Source organism: Psychrobacillus sp. Z3-81 (assembly GCF_056620325.1).
Genome location: NZ_JBWQPU010000007.1, coordinates 148,199 through 164,336 on the forward strand (window position 1 = coordinate 148,199; position 16,138 = coordinate 164,336).

Consider the following 16,138-nt stretch of genomic DNA (forward strand, 5'->3'; position numbering starts at 1 on the left):
GGGTTATTTTACCTTTTCCACCATTATGTAAATATACCCTTTTTCTGCATTTTGAAGTAAATTATTTAATTGGATGTTTACATAATTTTTATCAGGACAGATTAACATAAGATAGCTTAATTAAGCTTTCATTAAGTTAACTGGATTTTAGGAGGATTTTAACTATGTCATTGATAGGAAAAGAAATACTGCCATTTAAAGCACAAGCATATCGAAATGGTGATTTTATCGAAGTTACGGAACAAGATTTAAAAGGTAAATGGAGCGTTGTGTGCTTCTATCCTGCAGATTTTACGTTTGTTTGTCCAACGGAGCTTGAAGACCTTCAAGATCAGTATCCTGCACTTCAAGAATTAGGAGTTGAAGTATTCTCCGTTTCTAGAGATTCTCACTTCACACACAAAGCTTGGCATGATACTTCTGAGGCAATCGGAAAGATTACGTATACAATGATTGGTGACCCTGCTCATATTCTTTCCCGCAACTTTGATGTATATATCGAAGAGCTAGGACAAGCTGACCGTGGTACTTTCATCATTGACCCAGATGGTATTATCCAAGCAATTGAAATTAATGCGGATGGAATCGGCCGTGATGCGAGCACATTAATTAATAAAATTAAGGCTGCTCAATATGTTCGCAACAACCCAGGTGAAGTCTGCCCAGCTAAATGGAAGGAAGGCGCTGAAACACTTAAGCCAAGCCTTGACCTTGTAGGGAAAATTTAAGGAGTAGAGCAAATGATTCTTGATGCAGATTTAAAAGCACAATTACATCAGTACCTTCAGCTAGTAGAAAACGACATCGTACTAAAAGTCAGCGCTGGCTCTGATAAAGTATCAAGTGATATGCAGGCTCTTCTTGATGAACTGGCTTCTATGTCAGCTAAAATTACGATAGAGAAGGCTTCTCTTCCTAGAACTCCGAGTTTTAGTATAAATCGTGTCAAGGAAGATACAGGGGTTACGTTTGCGGGTATTCCTCTAGGACATGAATTTACTTCCCTCGTATTAGCCTTGCTTCAAGTAAGTGGACGAGCTCCGAAGATTGATCAAAGTGTCATGAACCGAATAAAGGCGATGGAAGGCACATACCATTTTGAAACCTATGTCAGCCTAAGCTGTCATAACTGCCCAGATGTTGTGCAAGCACTAAACATAATGAGCATTCTCAACCCTGGCATTACTCATACGATGATTGACGGGGCAGTCTTCAAAGAGGAAATCGAAAAGAAAAACATTCTGGCTGTACCAACTGTCTTCTTAAATGGGGAAGCCTTTGGAAGCGGTCGTATGACAATAGATGAAATCCTAGCAAAAATGGGCAATACACAGGATGCCTCCGAGTTCACAAATAAAGAACCGTACGATGTTCTCGTGGTTGGTGGTGGTCCTGCTGGTGCTAGTGCAGCCATTTATGCGGCACGTAAAGGCATTCGTACTGGACTTGTTGCTGAACGTTTCGGTGGTCAAATCCTAGACACCCTAGGAATTGAAAACTTCATTGGGACCAAATACACAGAAGGTCCAAAGCTTGCTGCCAGCTTGGAAGAACATATCAAAGAATATGATATCGACGTGATGAAAGGTCAGCGAACAGTACGTCTGGAAAAGAAAGATCTAATTGAAATTGAATTAGAAAATGGCGCGGTTCTTACAAGTAAGACCGTCATCCTTTCCACTGGGGCACGCTGGCGTAATCTCGGTGTTCCTGGTGAAAATGAATTTAAAAATAAAGGGGTAGCTTACTGTCCTCACTGTGATGGACCTTTATTTGAAGGCAGAAATGTAGCCGTAATCGGTGGAGGCAATTCCGGGGTCGAAGCAGCAATCGATTTAGCGGGAATTGTGAAGCATGTAACTGTCCTTGAATTCGCTTCAGAGCTAAAAGCGGATACAGTCCTGCAAGAACGCCTTAACAGCCTTCCTAATGCCACGGTCATCACGAATGCACAAACGAAAGAAATTACCGGTAACGAAAAAGTAAATGGGATTACCTACGTTAATCGTGAAACAGAGGAAGAACACCACATAGAGGTAGAAGGTGTGTTTGTTCAGATTGGCCTTGTCCCAAATACCGAATGGCTAGGCGACACACTTGAACGCACGAAAATAGGTGAAATAGTTGTAGATAAACGTGGTGCTACGAGTATCCCGGGAGTATTTGCTGCAGGCGATTGCACAGACAGTCCTTACAAGCAAATTATCATTTCCATGGGATCCGGCGCTACTACAGCACTCGGTGCATTTGACTATCTTATTCGAAATTAAGTAATTGATATAATTTGCATAATGGAAAAAGCCGAAGAATCTAGATATAGATCTCTTCGGCTTTTTTATCCTTATTTTACTTATGATTTGATTCTCTGTAGAGAATGTAGATAGACCTCTTATTGCTTTTCTTCGACTTCTTCATCAGCTTCCGTGAATTTATCTAACATCGAAATCGTTTCGATTAAATGATTATTGAAAATTTGACGTGCTATATTTAACAGATCAATTATCATAGGATCTCGCAATGAATATAGGACGCGATTTCCTTCTTTTTTACTGTCTACAATGTTTTTACTCCTTAAAATACTTAATTGCTGCGAAACAGAGGAGCCTTCAGAACCTATTAGTGTTTGTAGTTCATTTACATTTTTCTCTCCCTCGGCAAGCAACTCTAATATTCTTATTCGTAAAGGATGGGAAAGCGCCTTGAAAAAATCAGCCTTAAATTTTTGTAATTCTAAATTCATAGCTTCTCCTTTGACTACATGTTTATTGTTTTTCTGGTTTGGATAAAGTCAACTTTAACCAGTGAGAGTTTTGACTCCCGGGACGTGCTAATGCCCACTAAGTCACATGGTTGATGGGCTTTAGTCGGCGACACTCCCACTGATTATCAGTTGAACCAATCGGGCTTTCACGGGCAGTTAATCTCCCACCTTCGCTTCTCGTATTACTTAAGCTTAGAGGTGCGTGTCTTACTGCCCGTTAATGCGGGATAAACGACTACATTCTCGGAATGCAAAATGCTTACAACCTATACATTTGTCTAAGTTTATATGATTAAGCGCATAATTTATAGCTTCTCCCGTGTGTTCATAAAAATTACTTTCTCCAATTTCATCATATAATCCTGTTTTTTTCAATATAGATCTTGGTTGAGCTTGCAAGCCTGATACAAGAATAGTTCCCCCACTTGCTTTCATCGTTTTTACGATACTTGAAAGAGTGGATCCCCCTGTAGTATCCATATAGGGTACCTTACCTAGACGCAAAATTACTATTTTCGCTTCAGGATGGACAACCCCTCGTAATGTTTTTTCAAACATCTGTGCCGAGCCAAAAAATAATGGTCCTTCAATCGTACAAATATTAATTTGTGGGCAGTCGTGTTCATCATTTAAGACATGAGGTGTTACTCTTTGGCGCTTATCTGTCGGATCTGGCAGCACCTTTGAAACGACATGTAATTCACTCATTGTTTTTACAAAGAGTATCATGGAAAGTAATATACCTACTCCAACAGCAGTAGTTAAATCAACAAAAACAGTTAATAAAAATATAGTGACAAGGATAACAGAATCCCACGTTCTCGTTTTGAGAATTTGGCCAAACTTTTCAATTTCACTCATATTCCACGCCACGACCATCAAGATAGGCGCCATACTAGCTAAAGGAATATTAGATGCAAGCGGCGCTAATAATAAAAGCACAGCTAAGACGACTAACCCATGAATAATACCCGATACCGGGGTTGCTGCCCCGTTCTTTACATTGGTTGCTGTTCGAGCGACAGCCCCCGTGGCAGGAATCCCACCAAATAAAGGTGTTACCATATTGGCAATCCCTTGACCGATTAATTCACGATTACTATTGTGCTTAGTACCTGTCATTTCATCAGCCACGACAGCAGATAATAATGACTCTATACCCCCTAGCATAGCAATAACTAAAGCAGGACCAATTAACATTACAATTCGATCCCATGTTATTTCAGGAAATTGAAGGCTCGGTAAAGTATTAGGAATCTCCCCATAGGTAGAACCTATTGTAGCTAGTTGCTCAGGAAAAAATATCGTTGCTACTAAACTTGATCCTATCAATCCCACTAAAGCTCCTGGAACTTTAGGTAGACACTTACGTGTAATTAAAATAAGAATTAGGCCAATTACAGCTACAATTACACTGTATATATTGATTGTATCTAAATGTAGATAAATTTCTTTCATTTTTTCTGTGAAGTGTTCTTGGTTCTTTATACCAGTAAGCCCTAAAAAGTTACTGATTTGACCTGAAAAAATAGTGACTGCTATCCCCGTCGTGAAACCAATGGTCACTGGTCTCGGGATATATTTTATTAATTCTCCAAGCTTAAATATCCCCATTAAAACCAGCAGTATTCCCGCTAAAAATCCTGCAATTAATAGATTTTCGTATCCATAACTAATAACGATACCTAATAGAATCGGAATAAAGGCACCCGTAGGTCCTGCGATTTGAAATTTGGATCCACCAAAAATAGATACGATAATACCCGCAATAATTGTTGTGTAAATACCGTACTCTGGTTTCACACCTGACGCTATCGCAAACGCCATCCCAAGTGGAACAGCAATAACGCCCACAATTATCCCTGAAATCAAATCCTTCCGAAATTTTTCTAGTGAATAATCACTGAATATTCCCGAATTCAACCTAAAATCATCTCTCTTTATATTAGTATATTTGATTATTTGAATATACTAATATGATATAAAATCAATGTCAATCTGTTTTCCTAATGCAAATATTGTTAGTTTATATTTGAAGTAATATTTCATTTTAGACAAGCTAAAAATAGATGAAAAAAACTAGAGAGACAACGGTTTTTGTTGCATAAGAAAATTAGTTTAAATAAAAAACACCAAGAATATTAGTTACCCCTACATTCTGGATCGTTTATTAAAAACTGCACTTACATATAATACAGTTCTCCGCTATTTGCTAAATGCGGTCTAATGTAGTTCGATGATTTCAACGTCCTAAAAAATGTATTTTGCGCAATTTCTTCGGCTATATCCTTGTCACATGCTAAATATCTTGTATAAGTAAACATCCACAATACACCTCCATGTTAAATCACTAGAGTTGATTTCCGTTCTGGCTGGACGCTTTCCTGGGGCCGCGGCTTCGGGACAACAGGATGTTGTTCAGGAAAACGTTGGCACACGATGTGCCGTTCTTAGTTTCCCATCTTGTTTCGGATGCTCTTATCCCCAAGGAGTCGCCAGCCGACACTTCAATTCTTATTTGTCATCCCCACCTTTCGGTGAAGAACCATAAATTTTGTATCTTAATACAAATTTTACACATAGTTTTCTCTTCAGACACAATTCAAACACAGTTTTGTAACTGTTTCTCCTTAAAGGAAAAAGCTATTCTAACATAATATAAATATAATAATAATTAGATATATTATTTTTTGAATTTACCATTTTATTAAAAAAAGGAGGAAGAATCTTGGACATACTTGAGTTAGCACGATTACAGTATGCAATTACAACTATTTTCCACTTCTTTTTTGTTCCGCTATCAATCGGAACGATTTTTATAGTGGCCATTATGGAAACATTGTATGCTGTGAAGAAAAAAGAAGTTTATCTACAGATGTCTAAGTTTTGGGGAAAAATATTTCTATTATCCTTTGCAGTTGGTGTTGTAACAGGGATTTTACAAGAATTTCAATTTGGAATGAACTGGTCTGAATACTCTCGCTTTATGGGAGATGTTTTCGGAGCACCGTTAGCGGTAGAGGCATTACTTGCATTCTTTATGGAATCTACCTTTATCGGGGTTTGGATGTTTGGTCGCGACAAACTACCTAAATGGGCTATTGCAGCATCAGCGTGGCTTGTAAGTATTGGTACGATGATATCCGCTCTTTGGATTTTAGCTGCCAACTCATTTATGCAAGAGCCTGTCGGATTTGAAATTCAAAACGGAAAAGCAGTACTAACTGACTTTATGGCGCTTTTAACAAATCCACAATTACTCGTTGAATTTCCACATACTATCTTTGGAGCACTTGCAACTGGTGGTTTAGTAGTCGGCGGTATTAGTGCATATAACTTATTAAAAAAACGTCACATGGAATTTTTCCGTAAATCGTTTAATATCGCGATGGTTATTGCTTTTATTAGTGGAGTTGCAATTGCATTTACTGGTCACTCGCAAGCACAACATCTAATGCAATCACAGCCAATGAAAATGGCAGCAAGTGAAGCGCTGTGGGAAGATAGTGAAGACCCTGCAGGTTGGACTGTCGTTGGTGGTATTGATGTAGAAAATCATCAAAACACATGGCAAATTGATGTACCTTATGCTTTGAGCTTTCTAGCATATAACAAGTTCGAAGGTGCTGTCCCAGGAATGCTGACACTTCAAGAAGAATATGAAGAGAAATATGGTGAAGGAATCAATTATATTCCTCCTGTTAAGACGGTATTCTGGAGCTTCCGAATAATGGTTGTTTTCGGTGGATTAATGGTTTTACTAAGTATGTTAGGTCTATTCTTCTCTTACAAAAAAACACTTGAGAAGAAATCATGGTTATTAAAAGTATTACTTTACACTATTCCACTGCCATTCATTGCAAATACGGCAGGTTGGATTATGACAGAAATCGGACGTCAACCATGGACAGTATTTGGTTACTATACAACAGCTCAATCGGTTTCACCGAATGTATCGGCAGGTCAAATTTTATTTTCAACTATTTCCTTCTCAACTGCCTATATTGTTTTAGCGATTGTTATGATTTATATGACAGCTCGCGTTGCGAAACAAGGACCAGATCAACAAGTTGAAAATAACAATGATGTTGATTTATTGAGCAAGGAGGCGTTTGAGTCATGAGTTTACCTGAATTATGGTTTGTCCTAATTGCCGTATTATTTATCGGGTTCTTTTTCCTTGAAGGATTTGACTTCGGTGTCGGGATGTCCACTCGCTTAATCGCAAAAAACAAACTGGAGCGTGAACAGCTTTTAAAAACAATTGGACCGTTCTGGGATGCCAATGAAGTATGGTTAATAACAGCTGGTGGTGCTTTGTTTGCTGCATTCCCTAACTGGTATGCAACTATGTTTAGCGGATATTATACAGTATTCGTTATTTTCCTACTTGCGCTTATCGCTCGAGGAGTAGGGATCGAATATGTTCACCATACCAAAACGGACAAGTATATAAATGTTTGGCATTGGTGTATAGCGATTGGTAGTTTCTTATCCCCTTTCTTATTAGGGATGTTATTTACTAGCTTAGTGCGTGGCATGCCAATCGATGAAACGATGACGCTATACGGAAGTTTTTCTGACTATGTGAACGTATACTCTGTTGTTGGTGGGCTTGCTGTTGTTCTGTTATCACTTGTTCACGGTATAACATTTATAGGACTTCGTACAACAGGGCCTGTACATGATCGAGCAATTAAAATGTTAAATAAGGTTTATATCGTATTATTTGCTGGTTTAGTTGCATTTGCGGTATTAACGTATATAGAAACAGATTTATTTGAGGCAAGACCTGTCGCAACACCATTACTTTTAGTGTTAGTTGTCATTAGTGCTATTCTTGGATTCGTTTTTGTGAATAAAAAGAAAGAAGGATTTGCCTTTGCAATGACTGGCTTCACTATTATCTTTACAGTAGCGATGCTATTTATAGGGCTATTCCCACGCGTAATGATTAGTAGTTTTGGCCCTTCATTTGACTTAACGATTTTCAACTCAGCTAGTGGTGAATATACACTTTCTGTTATGACAAAGGTGGCAGTTACATTATTACCATTTGTGGTTGGTTATCAAATTTGGAGTTACTACGTGTTCCGTAAACGTATTCATCCTAAGAAATAGCTGAAAAGGTTGTGTGATGAATGCTCAATCGATCAATATTAACATTAAATGGCATAAAAAAAACGTTAACCATTTTATTTGTCATTGCACTTTTACAAAGTGTAATGACTGTTTTACAAGCCGTTGCTCTCGCAATGACTATTACGAACTTATTTAATGGGGAAAAGTTGACTACTCAACTTGTTCCCCTACTTTTGTTTATCGTTTTCTATGTCGGAAAACACTTCCTCATCTTTTTACGCGATAAAATAATGGTCACTTTTTCCATTCAAAGTGGTGCCGATTTGCGCAAAAAATTAAACACAAAATTGTTTCAACTCGGTCCAAATATTACGTCAACAGAGGGTACAGGCAATATTGTGACAATGGCGTTAGAAGGGGTTTCCCAAGTAGAAAACTATATTAAATTATTTTTACCAAAACTATTCAATATGCTGATTATTCCTATTGTTATTTTTCTGTACACACTATCGTTAGATGTTCGATCAGCTATTATTTTGCTGCTTGTCTTACCTACCCTACTATTTTTCCTTATTTTATTAGGGAGAGCAGCCAGAATTCGAGCGGATAAACAATACGAATCATATCAGGTTCTTTCTAATCACTTTGTAGATTCTCTTCGAGGGTTAGAAACATTAAAATTACTTGGCTTAAGTAAAAATTACGATAGAAATGTCGAGCAAGTAAGTGAACGCTACCGAAAATCAACAATGGGTACATTGGCGATTGCTTTTTTATCATCTTTCGCTCTTCAATTTTTCACAAGTTTATCAGTAGCCATTGTTGCATTGTTTTTAGGGCTAGGTTTAATAGATGGAGAAATATTATTGTTTCCAGCATTAACGATTTTAATTTTAGCACCAGAATATTTCCAACCAATCCGTGATTTTGGGACTGATTATCACGCAACACTAGACGGAAAAAATGCAATGAGTGCTATATATAACATACTTAATCTTCCTGAACACAACAAACAGTCGATTGAATTGAAACGGTGGAATGAACAATCTACCATCACCCTTTCGAATGTTGCCGTCCAACATAAAGAAAGCAATCAACCATCTTTACGACAGCTTTCCTTTTCATGGACAGGGTTTGGAAAAATAGGGATCGTCGGTGCAAGTGGATCAGGAAAATCGACACTCATTAATGTGTTAAGTGGCTTTTTACAACCGACAAACGGTGAAATTGAAGTAAACGGTAATAGAATATCAAGTTTAAGAGCAGAAAACTGGCAGCAACAAATTTTATATATTCCACAAAAACCATATATTTTCAATGATACGATTGCAAAAAACGTATCATTTTACACACCGAATGTAACGAGGGAACAAATAGAAAATGCTTGCAAATTAGCTGGTTTGACTGACATGATTGAACGTTTACCAAACGGATTGGATGAAGTCATTGGTGAAAGTGGACGGGTCGTAAGTGGCGGACAAGAACAAAGAATTGCACTCGCTCGTGGCTTTTTAGATCAAACGCGAAATATATTATTGTTTGATGAACCAACTGCTCACTTAGATATTGAAACGGAATATGAAATGAAACAAAGTATGTTACCGCTATTCGATAACAAATTAGTGTTTTTTGCTACACATCGTCTTCATTGGATGTTAGAAATGGATTGGATATTTGTCCTTGATGAAGGACGACTCATAGAGATGGGTACCCACGAGGAACTTCTTGCAAAACAAGGCACTTACTATGATTTTGTTAAAGCCGGGCTCCATTCGGAGGTGGAATGATGTTGAAAGAAAGTCGAACAAGTATATTAAACCATTCGTGGATCCAACCGTATGTGAAACAAAATAAAAAATTACTCTTGATCGTTATTTTGTTAGGTGTTCTTACAGTTTGTAGTGCTGGTGCTTTAATGTTTACATCGGGTTATCTTATTTCGAAATCTGCGACACGTCCACAAAATATTTTCCTTGTCTATATACCGATTGTTTTAGTTCGTGCCTTCGGGATTGCACAACCCGTTTTGGCCTATGGTAAACAATTAACAAGTCATAATTTTGTATTAAAAGTTTTATCGAAAATGCGTGTTCGATTGTATCAAAAATTAGAAACACAAAGCCTACTGCTCAAATCACGCTTTAAAACAGGGGATTTACTCGGCGTATTAGCAGACGATTTAGAACACCTTCAAAATTTATATTTAAAAACAATTTTTCCAAGTGTCGTTGGGTTTGTACTCTATTTTCTAATTGTCATTGCTCTTGGTTTTTTCTCCATACCATTCGCCTTATTCACGCTAATCATGTTGTTTGTACTAGTTGTGCTTGTTCCACTTGTTTCTGTACTTGCCAATCGAAAACGACAAATGACAATGAAATCTGTTCGTACGCACCTTTACCAAACGTTAACAGATGCTGTAATGGGATTGAGTGATTGGAAAATAAGTGGTCGCCAACAAGATTTCTTAGCATCCTATGAAAACGTTGAAAAACAACAAGACGAGTTAGAATTCAAGATGGAGCAATTTAATCGCTGGCGTGATTTCTTATTTCAAATAATAATTGCTTTCATTGTCGTGTTAATGATTGTTTTTGCTTATAACCATGTGGAAGCTGGTGTATTCAATCATTTATGGATAGCAGCCTTTGTGCTTATTGTATTCCCGTTAATGGAAGCATTTGCCCCCATTTCAGGAGCCGTAACACACCTACCAAATTACAATCAATCACTACAACGACTTGAAGAAATTGAACAGTCTAGTATCGATCATCAGCAAGTGGATGAAGAAATAGTAAAACGTTTAAATGAAGATACGAATTTTACACTAACGATGAAAGATGTAGATTTCCGCTATCATGAAAACCAACCACTTGTTCTTCAGCAACTTAATCTAACAATTGAACAAGGTGAAAAAATTGCGATTCTTGGAAAAAGTGGTGCTGGAAAAAGTACGATAGCTAAACTATTGCTTGGCTCTATTAAAGCAACAAATGGACAGGTAACACTCAATCATATTCCAACAAGTAAATTGACTGATGAGATGTTTAAATTTATTTCTGTTCTACAGCAAAAGCCACATTTATTTGACTCTAGTGTAATGAACAATATACGTTTAGGAAATATCCATGCGACAGACGAAGAGGTAATTGAAGTTGCTAAACAAGTGCAGCTTCACGATTATATTCACTCACTTCCACATGGCTATTATACGAAAATGCAAGAATTAGGAGAGCGTTTTTCAGGTGGAGAACGCCAACGAATCGCACTTGCACGTATTTTATTACAAAAAACACCTATTGTTATTTTAGATGAACCAACAATTGGCCTAGATACTATAACGGAAAAGAAATTACTCGATACAATTTTTCGAAATTTAGAAGGAAAAACTATTATTTGGATTACTCATCATTTAATAGGTATAGAAAAAATGGACCGTGTGCTCTTTATTGATCAAGGTCGCATTGAAATGGAAGGCACTCATCAACAATTAGTGCACCACAATCCACGTTACCAAAACCTTTATCATATGGATTGCCCTATTACGAATCGAAAAAAATAAAAGCCTAATTACCTTTGATAAAAATACAAGCAATATTTATGCCTCAAATTCGAAAATAGCACCTTCCACACTAACTGGAATGGTGCTGTTATTTCATAAAAAACCGCCTTTATTTATGATACGGTTCTCTGTAATAGGACTAAGTGCGGTTTTAATTATTATTCAAATCTCACATCATGTGAATATTGCTTGATTTTTTCCCAATTTAAAATTTGAAGCGTATCTCCATTTCGAATAATAGCCTCTTCTTCAATCCATTTTTTTAATATGCGATTTAAATGTCTCTTTGTTGTTCCAATTAATGAAGCTACTTCATCTAAAGTTCGTGTTTCAATATAATCACTACTTGTCTCAACTGATGCCAATGTACAATAATAGGCTGCTAAACGTGTAGATACAGAAGATAGGGCATTTACTCTCGAAGATATCGTACAGGTTTTTAATTTATAAGCAAGTTCTTTTAAAAGGAGCTGTGTAAAATCGGCATCATACTGTAAATGTTTTTTATATGTGTGAAGCGGTATAAATAGAAATTCACAAGCTTCTGCTGCGATACAATTTGATTGAATAATACATCGTTCAATTAATTCAATATCCCCTAATATGGCAGGCTCTTTGCAATACCTCAACAACAATTCTCTGCCTGTAATTTCAATGCTTGAGACATAATATTGACCCTCTATTAAAAAATATAATCCATCAATTTCATCACCAGTTTTTAATATATATTCATTTCGTTGATATTTTTTTAGTTGAAGGTCCTTTATGACTTCATTTGGAAACTTATATGTATAATACTGAATAAATTTTTCTAAATCCATTACCAAGACACCTGTCCTTTCAGCCGCTATTTGTAATTATTATACTATTTGCAGGAGGCGATTCGAATGAACTTTGTTTTTGATATTGATGGTACACTTTGCTTTGATGGAAAAACGATTGATCAATCAATAGTAGATGCTTTATCCAAACTATCCAATGCAGGACATGAAATTATTTTTGCATCTGCACGACCTATTCGCGATTTAGTTCCCGTTATTCCAGCTCAATATAGAAAAGGTAAATTAGTTGGTGGTAACGGATGTTTCATATCAGACGATAGCTTTGTTTCTGCAATTGTGTTTTCAACTAATTTGCTAGATCAGTTACATAATATTATTCAAACTCACCAGCTTACTTATTTAGCTGATGGCGAATGGGACTATACCTATACTGGAAGTTTAGAACATCCTATCTATAAAAATATTGACCAAAGCTCTGCAAGAAATATAACGATTAAAGACCTTAAGAAAATGTGCAAATTAGTCATATTCAATCCTACACACCAGGTAATCACTTTACTTGAACAACTACCAGTTTCTATAACAGCTTACAAAAACGAAGACGCGATTGATATAAGTCCATTAGGTATCAATAAAGTATTTGGACTTGAAAAACTAAACGTACATGACTTTATCGCATTCGGAAATGATAGCAACGACCAATGTTTATTTGAAAAAGCAAATTATAGTGTATGTGTTGGTGACAATGAAGTGCATCAATTTGCTTCGAAAAAAATCACAAAGGAAGCTGTCCCAGAAACAATTTTGCAACTAATAAATCAACCCGTTACCATATGACAAAAGAGCTTAAAGGACATTGATATTTCATGTCCTTTAAGCTCTTTTCAAAAACCGTCCCTACTTATGATACGGTTCCCCTCGCATGATTCGAAATGCTCGGTAAATCTGCTCCAGTAACACTAGCTTCATCAGCTGGTGGGGCAAAGTCATCTTTGAAAAGGACAGCTTCTCGTCGCTACGCTTCATGACTTCCTCATGCAGCCCCAAAGATCCTCCGATTACGAAAGCAATCTTGCTTTTACCGTATGTCATCAATGACTCCAAATCAGCTGCTAGCTGCTCAGACGATTTCATTTTTCCTTCAATTGCTAAGGCTATGACGTAAGTGTCGGGGGCAATCTTGGAAAGGATACGATCTGCTTCCTTCTTCTTTACAATCTCCATGTCTGCTTCGCTTAGATTCTCGGGTGCTTTTTCATCTGCTACTTCGATTAGCTCCATTTTTGCATAGCTACCCAATCGTTTCGTATACTCGTCCATCCCCATTTTTAGATATTTTTCCTTTAACTTTCCTACCGTTATTATTTGTATATTCACAGGTTATCCACCTTTACATTTTGTTTACAAACATGTTATTCACAGCACTTATACACATATCCACAATAGTTATCTACATATTGTGTTTCACTTTTCATGTGCCACAATATATATTGCAGGACTGTTACAATAGGTACAGGTTGTGGATAACTTTTCTTCTTCTTTTATCTTTTCCATCATCGGAAAGGTTTTCTCTTCTGCCACAAACATGTCTAAAGCTTGATTTATATGGGTTTCGCAACTGAATATTCTCATAATTTATCTTTCCTCTCGGTTTATTAACTATTCACAAACTTATTCACAATTCACATTATTTATCCACAATCCATTGTAACAAATAGAAAACGAGTAGGAAAGACAAGATATCCCGTCACCTACTCGTTGTGAATTTGTTTCAATTGTAACATTAAGTTATCCACATGTTTATAAATTGTTGGATTCCTTTAAGGTTAAGTTTAATTCCACTAACTCTCCTTGGCGATATACCTTCACCTTCATCGTATCCCCAATTTCTTTTTCGTTATATAAATGTTTTCGAAGGTCGATTGTGCTCTCAATCTTTTCTCCATCCATTTCTACAATTACGTCGTATGTTTTCATTCCTGCTTGAGCAGCCGGTGTATTTTCTAGAACTTCATCCACCACTACACCAGTAGTTACTTCTACAGGTAATTTTAAAGTATCTCGTTGATGATACGCTGGTACATTTGTTAAATCAACCAATGTCACACCCATTGAAGGTCTATTAACTTTCCCGTTTGTTTCTAAATCCTCAATAATCGGGATTGCTGAATTAATAGGAATGGCTAGGCCGATTCCTTCAATAGTTGATTCAGAAATCTTCATAGAATTAATGCCAACTAATTGTCCTGCAACGTTTATAAGAGCTCCTCCGCTGTTTCCTGGATTAATCGCCGCATCTGTCTGTAAAACATCTGCCTGCCAATCCTCTACTCCATCACCGTTAATGTCAACCGGAATAGCACGGTCTTTACCTGACACTACCCCTGTTGTCACTGATCCATAAAAGTCGAGGCCAAGTGGGTTTCCAATAGCAATTACTGTTTCACCTTGCTTAAGGGCATCTGAATCGCCAAACTCTAAGACAGTATCGATTCCCTTTGCATCCATTTCTAACACAGCTAAATCGGTCCATATATCACTGCCGACAAGCGTTGCTTCTACCTTTGAACCATTATCCAAAGTTACCTCCAGTGCCTCTGCACCCTCAATCACATGGTAATTTGTGATGACAAATGCTCTTCCGTTATCTACTTTATAAATAACACCCGATCCAGTACCCGCTTCTTGCTGGCTTGTTGAGTGACTCCAAAAATTATTAACCGATTGAATATTGGTCACACCTACAACTGCTGAAGAGACTTCTTCTACTGCAGTAGTAACATCTGTGGTAATATCAATACTCACCCGCTCTGAACTTCCAATGCCAGTAGAGTTTTTTGTACCAGAGTCCGTCAGGTTGGAAACAACGGAAGGGATAAAAAACCATACCAGCAAAGCACCAACAAGTACACCTGCTAGCCCGCTAATAAAGTAACCTGCTAATCCTTTCTTTTCCTTCCTTTTAGAATTCGGCTCCTTAGGTGGCTCCTGAGGTCCATATATCGTTTCATGTTCCATTTTCATTCTCCCTTTCTATGTTCACGTTATAATATGTGCTATTCATAGCTTTAATTTACCCATCGGAGATTAAAATTAAATGAAAATTATTTAAAAGTTAAATAAAAAGCACTAAAGGCGATGAAAACCTTTAGTGCTTCGATTAAACTAAAACTAATTCTGTTGGTATATTGGCATCTGTATCATGTAAGTGAACGTATTCCCCTGCGATAATTCCGCAGGATTGAAGAGTTTGTGTAACGCTCATACGAGCAAGGTCCTTCATATTGTTATCTCGACTCAAGTGGGATAAATACACATTTGTATTCTTGATATCAATAACCTCACTCATTGCAACAGCTGCATCCTCATTAGATACATGTCCTACATCACTAAGAATTCTACGTTTAACTGACCAAGGATAACGTCCCATTTGAAGCATACTCACATCATGATTACTCTCAAATACATAAGCATCTGCTCCTTTAATGTGGCCTTTCATCCGATCACTCACATATCCAGTATCTGTTATGAGGACTAGCTTTCGATTATTTTCATGAAATATATAAAACATAGGATCTGCGGCATCATGCGATACGGCAAACGATTGAATATCTACAGAGCCAAATGTTTTGACTGTTTCCATATCAAAATGAAAGCGTTGATCCACAGGAATGTTGCCCACTAAAGGATCCATTGCTTGCCAAGTCTTACTGTTCGCAAAAACAGGGATTCCATACTTACGAGCAATGACACCAAGACCTTTAATATGATCGCTATGCTCATGCGTCACAAAGATTCCGGAAAGGTTTTTCATTTCTCGTCCGATTCCTTGGAACAGCTCCTCCATTTTCTTACCGCTTAGTCCGACATCGACTAGAAAGGAATGCTCGCCACTTTCTACATAGATGGCATTACCGCTGCTCCCACTAGCTAATACACTAAACTTCATAT

14 protein-coding genes are annotated in these 16,138 nt (G+C 37.2%); 7 read left to right on the forward strand and 7 right to left on the reverse strand.

Annotation, left to right across the window (positions count from 1 at the left end; all coding sequences use genetic code 11):
• The first annotated feature begins 164 nt into the window (after positions 1–164).
• Together ahpC and ahpF are read left to right on the forward strand one after the other, a co-directional pair.
• The gene (gene ahpC / locus AC1ECF_RS09780) at positions 165–728 is read left to right on the forward strand and encodes an alkyl hydroperoxide reductase subunit C (protein ID WP_480389223.1); all 564 of its coding nucleotides are present in this window, start codon (positions 165–167) and stop codon (positions 726–728) included.
• Positions 729–740: 12 nt separating this feature from the next.
• Positions 741–2,270, forward strand: coding sequence for an alkyl hydroperoxide reductase subunit F (ahpF, locus tag AC1ECF_RS09785; protein ID WP_480389224.1), 1,530 nt, complete (start codon positions 741–743; stop codon positions 2,268–2,270).
• 119 nt (positions 2,271–2,389) lie between these two features.
• Here ahpF and AC1ECF_RS09790 read toward each other — a convergent pair whose 3' ends face one another.
• Positions 2,390–2,740, reverse strand: coding sequence for an ArsR/SmtB family transcription factor (locus AC1ECF_RS09790; RefSeq protein ID WP_480389225.1), 351 nt, complete (start codon positions 2,738–2,740; stop codon positions 2,390–2,392).
• Between the two features lie 228 nt (positions 2,741–2,968).
• Entirely contained in the window at positions 2,969–4,684 is a 1,716-nt protein-coding gene (locus AC1ECF_RS09795) for a SulP family inorganic anion transporter (protein ID WP_480389226.1), read from the reverse strand.
• Between the two features lie 805 nt (positions 4,685–5,489).
• Here AC1ECF_RS09795 and AC1ECF_RS09800 point away from each other — a divergent pair.
• From AC1ECF_RS09800 to cydC, 4 genes are read left to right on the forward strand one after another with little or no spacing between them, the layout of a single operon-like run.
• Positions 5,490–6,884 carry a cytochrome ubiquinol oxidase subunit I gene (locus AC1ECF_RS09800; protein WP_480389227.1) on the forward strand — a complete coding sequence of 465 codons (1,395 nt, stop codon included), beginning with the start codon at positions 5,490–5,492 and terminating at the stop codon, positions 6,882–6,884.
• A complete protein-coding gene (gene cydB / locus AC1ECF_RS09805) occupies positions 6,881–7,882 on the forward strand; it encodes a cytochrome d ubiquinol oxidase subunit II (protein ID WP_480389228.1) in 1,002 nt (333 codons plus the stop codon). The genes AC1ECF_RS09800 and cydB overlap by 4 nt, the downstream gene beginning before the upstream one ends.
• Positions 7,883–7,902: 20 nt before the next feature.
• Complete coding sequence (gene cydD / locus AC1ECF_RS09810) at positions 7,903–9,630, forward strand: thiol reductant ABC exporter subunit CydD (protein WP_480389229.1); 1,728 nt, start codon at positions 7,903–7,905, stop codon at positions 9,628–9,630.
• Positions 9,631–9,653: 23 nt separating this feature from the next.
• The gene (cydC, locus tag AC1ECF_RS09815) at positions 9,654–11,405 is read left to right on the forward strand and encodes a thiol reductant ABC exporter subunit CydC (protein ID WP_480389277.1); all 1,752 of its coding nucleotides are present in this window, start codon (positions 9,654–9,656) and stop codon (positions 11,403–11,405) included.
• Between the two features lie 158 nt (positions 11,406–11,563).
• On the opposite strand, the gene AC1ECF_RS09820 is transcribed toward cydC, so the two are convergent.
• Positions 11,564–12,226 (reverse strand): Crp/Fnr family transcriptional regulator, encoded by a 663-nt coding sequence (locus AC1ECF_RS09820; protein WP_480389230.1) that lies wholly within the window; start codon positions 12,224–12,226, stop codon positions 11,564–11,566.
• Positions 12,227–12,292: 66 nt separating this feature from the next.
• On the opposite strand from AC1ECF_RS09820, the gene AC1ECF_RS09825 reads away from it, so the two are divergent.
• Positions 12,293–13,024: an HAD-IIB family hydrolase gene (locus tag AC1ECF_RS09825; RefSeq protein WP_480389231.1), complete on the forward strand. Its 732-nt coding sequence runs from the start codon at positions 12,293–12,295 to the stop codon at positions 13,022–13,024.
• A 60-nt stretch (positions 13,025–13,084) separates the two neighbouring features.
• Here AC1ECF_RS09825 and rlmH read toward each other — a convergent pair whose 3' ends face one another.
• The 4 genes from rlmH to AC1ECF_RS09845 form a co-directional block, all read right to left on the reverse strand.
• Positions 13,085–13,564: a 23S rRNA (pseudouridine(1915)-N(3))-methyltransferase RlmH gene (rlmH, locus tag AC1ECF_RS09830; RefSeq protein WP_480389232.1), complete on the reverse strand. Its 480-nt coding sequence runs from the start codon at positions 13,562–13,564 to the stop codon at positions 13,085–13,087.
• Positions 13,565–13,651: 87 nt separating this feature from the next.
• Positions 13,652–13,819: a CxxH/CxxC protein gene (locus tag AC1ECF_RS09835; protein ID WP_480389233.1), complete on the reverse strand. Its 168-nt coding sequence runs from the start codon at positions 13,817–13,819 to the stop codon at positions 13,652–13,654.
• A 168-nt stretch (positions 13,820–13,987) separates the two neighbouring features.
• The gene (locus AC1ECF_RS09840; protein WP_480389234.1) at positions 13,988–15,211 is read right to left on the reverse strand and encodes a S1C family serine protease; all 1,224 of its coding nucleotides are present in this window, start codon (positions 15,209–15,211) and stop codon (positions 13,988–13,990) included.
• A gap of 136 nt (positions 15,212–15,347) precedes the next feature.
• On the reverse strand, positions 15,348–16,136 hold the full coding sequence (locus AC1ECF_RS09845; RefSeq protein ID WP_480389235.1) for an MBL fold metallo-hydrolase: 789 nt from the start codon (positions 16,134–16,136) through the stop codon (positions 15,348–15,350).
• Positions 16,137–16,138: the final 2 nt, after the last annotated feature.